Origin of the sequence: Paracraurococcus ruber (genome assembly GCF_004353985.1) — a bacterium.
Lineage (GTDB): Bacteria > Pseudomonadota > Alphaproteobacteria > Acetobacterales > Acetobacteraceae > Paracraurococcus > Paracraurococcus ruber.
In genome coordinates this window covers 1-3,027 of the sequence record NZ_SMOA01000439.1, presented here as the reverse complement: position 1 = coordinate 3,027, position 3,027 = coordinate 1, and the positions used below count along the sequence as shown (strand labels likewise).

Genomic DNA, 3,027 nt, shown 5'->3' with positions numbered 1-3,027 from the left:
GGGCGGCTGCGCGCCAGCCGCGAAGCCCGTGCCGGCCGGCGGGATCGTCGCGGTGCCCGGCCTGCCCCGACCCGGGCGACGGTCGGCGCCACGCCTCGCGGGCCGCGCCATCGCCGCCGGTCCCCGCGCCGGTCAGCTGTCGTAGCGCAGCAGCGCCTCGAACGGCACGTCCAGCCGCTGCCGGCCGCCGAGGAAGGTCAGCTCGATCAGCGCCGCCGCCGCCGGGACCTCGGCCCCCGCCTGGCGCAGCAGGGCGATGCCGGCGCTCATCGTGCCGCCGGTGGCCAGCAGGTCGTCCAGCAGGACCACCCGCTGCCCGGGCTGCACGGCATCCGCCTGCATCTCGATCCGGTCGGTGCCGTATTCCAGCGCATAGTCCAGCCCCACCGTCGCGCCCGGCAGCTTGCGCGGCTTGCGCAGCATGACGAAGCCCAGGCCGAGTTCGAGGGCGAGGGGCGCGGCGACCAGGAAGCCGCGGCTTTCGATCCCGGCCAGCAGGTCCGGCTTGTGGCCGCGCACGACGGCGGCCAGGCGCGCCATGGCCGCGCGCCAGGCCGGGCCGTGCCGCAGCAGGGTGGAGATGTCGTAGAAGAGGATGCCCGGCTTGGGGAAATCCGGGATGCCGCGGATATGCTCGCGGAGGTCGATCTCGTCCTGCGTCGTCGTCTCGGGCATTGGCCGGTCCTGCGGATGCTGTCCTGCGGAGGGGGCGGGCGGCGCCCGGACCGGCCAGCGGCACGACGGGCGAAGGTGTCTCAAAGCATTCCCGGCGGGCGGCGGCAACCGCCCCCGCCTCGCGGCGGGGGGCGCCCCCCGCCGCGAGGCGGCAGGCGCAACTCCGGGGGCTTGGCGGCCGGGCGGGGCCGGGCCATCTCCGCCCCATGTCCCGCATCGCCATCGCCGCCCCGGCCGGCATCCTCGGCTTCCTGCTCTATGTCGGCGGCGTGGTCGCGCTGGCGGATGTGGTGATCGGGCGGCACTGGCTGGCGGAGCTGCTGTTCTTCGCCGTCGCCGGGATCGTCTGGGTCTTCCCGGCGAAGTGGCTGATGGTCTGGGCCGCCGGGAACCGCTGACGCCGCGGCGCGGGCCCCGGAACGCAGAAGCCCCGCCAGCGGAGCTGGCGGGGCCTGCGGCATCACCGGACTTGGTCGGAGCGAGAGGATTCGAACCTCCGGCCCCTGCGTCCCGAACACAGTGCTCTACCAGGCTGAGCTACGCTCCGCGAGGCCGATGCGCCGTCCCGCCTTGGCGGGGAGCGGCGGTATAGCCGCCGGCCCGGGGCGGGGCAAGCGGGAGGCACCGGGATTCTTCGGGCCACGAAGCGCGCAGCGCGGTCGCGCCGCCGGCCGCGTGACAGCGATGGCCGCATGGCCCGGCCTTCGGCCGCCGCGGGTAACGCATGGCGTCCGCCGCCACGGGGCCGCATCGGCGGCGCTGGACACGGGCGGTGCGGCAGGCCAGGGCCGCGAAGCCATGTCCCCGGGGGCGGCCCGGGGCCCGCGGGCGCCACGACGAGACCAAGGGTCATGCCGCCCATGGTCGTGCCGCCAGCGGTCATGCGGAATGACGGTTGGCGTGACGCGGTCCGGCGCCGTGGCGCGGCCCGGCACCGGCCCCGCCGATGGCGCATGCCCCGCCCTTCCGCCCTTCCGCCCATCGGGCCGATCAGGCGGCGCGGCCGGCCGCCTGGTGGGCCGCAGGCGCCAGCGACTGCACCCGCACGCCCGGCTGCTGCGCCGCCAGCGCGGCGATGTGGTCGTGATGGGTGAAGAGGATGACCTGCGTCGCCCGGCCGAGCCGGGCCAGCGCCGCGATCGCCGCCGCCGCGCGGCCGTCGTCGAAATGCACCAGGAGATCGTCGGCGATGAGGGGCAGCGGCTCCGCCCGCGCGGCGTGGCTTTCCAGCGCGGCAATCCGCAGCGCCAGGTAGAGCTGGTCGCGGGTGCCCTCGCTCAGCGCCTCCACCGCGCAGCCGGCGCCGTCGGCCCAGACGGCGTGCAGCACCACCTGGCCGCGCTCGTTCTCCTCCGCCGTCAGCCGGGCATAGCGCCCGCCGGTCAGCTGCGCGAAATGCCCGCCGGCGGCGCGCAGCAGCGGGTTCTGCTGCTCGGCGCGGAAACGCTCGATGCCGGCGCGGAGCAAGATGCGCGCCATGTGCAGCCGGGCATAGCGCTCGGCCGCGCCGCGCGCCTCGGCCAGTGCCTGCTCGGCGGCCTGGGCATGCGCCGCGGCGTCGCGGCCGCGCTGCATGGCGGCCAGCGCCTGCTCGGCGGCATTGCGCTCGCCGCCCAGCGTGCTGAGCCGCCCCGCCAGGTTGGCGCGGCGCTGCGCGATCGCCTCGAGCCGGGCGGCGGCGGCGTCCGGCGCGACCTCCATCGCCTCCTGCCGCAGCGCCGCCTCGCCCAGCCCGTCGGAATCGGCGGCCAGCAGGGCCTCCAGCCGCGCCACCGCCTCGGCCAGCCGGTCGCGCCGGGCGGCGAGCTCGATCGCCTCCGCCAGCGCCGCGTCATCCGCGACGCCGGCCGCCCGGCGCAGCGCGGCCATCTCGGCCTCGGCCTCCGCCTCGGCCCGGCTGGCGAGCCCGGCGGCGCGCCGATGCGCCGCGTTCCGTTCGGCGAGGTCCGCCGCGGCATCCTCGGCCTTGCGGGCGGCGGCCAGCCGCCGGACCAGCCCGAGCGCCAGCACCGCCGGCGCCTCCTCCGGCATGCCGGGCAGGCGGGTGGCGAGGTCGCGGGCGGCGCCGGCGAACCCCTCCAGCGTTTCCGTCATCTGCGCGAGGCGCCGCTCATCCTCCCGCCAGGCCTCGGCGGCGGCGGCGATGCGGGACCAGGCGGCGAGCGCCGCCTCCACCGCCTCGGGCGATGCGGCCGGCGGCAGGCCGAGCGCGGCGGCGGCGGCATCCCAGGCCTGCGCGGTGGCCTGCAGCGCCTCCTCTGCCTCGGCCCTCCGGTCGCGCAGGGCGGGCAGCCGGGCCGCCTCGGCCGCCAGCCGCTCCGCCGCCTGCCGGTGCGAGGCCAGCCGGGCCTC

Annotated in this window: 3 protein-coding genes and 1 tRNA gene; 1 reads left to right on the top strand and 3 read right to left on the bottom strand. The window is 77.9% G+C overall.

What is annotated here, in order from left to right; genetic code table 11:
• Positions 1-132 precede the first annotated feature (132 nt).
• Positions 133-648, bottom strand: a complete 516-nt coding sequence (locus E2C05_RS30400; RefSeq protein ID WP_133223348.1) for an adenine phosphoribosyltransferase — start codon at positions 646-648, stop codon at positions 133-135.
• 233 nt (positions 649-881) lie between these two features.
• Here E2C05_RS30400 and E2C05_RS30395 point away from each other — a divergent pair, with 233 nt between their 5' ends.
• Positions 882-1,073: a DUF2842 domain-containing protein gene (locus E2C05_RS30395; RefSeq protein WP_133223347.1), complete on the top strand. Its 192-nt coding sequence runs from the start codon at positions 882-884 to the stop codon at positions 1,071-1,073.
• A gap of 72 nt (positions 1,074-1,145) precedes the next feature.
• Here E2C05_RS30395 and E2C05_RS30390 read toward each other — a convergent pair.
• A tRNA-Pro gene (locus E2C05_RS30390) sits at positions 1,146-1,222 on the bottom strand.
• Between the two features lie 443 nt (positions 1,223-1,665).
• Positions 1,666-3,027: ATP-binding protein (locus E2C05_RS33615; protein WP_408901641.1), on the bottom strand; the 1,362-nt coding region annotated here is incomplete at its 5' end.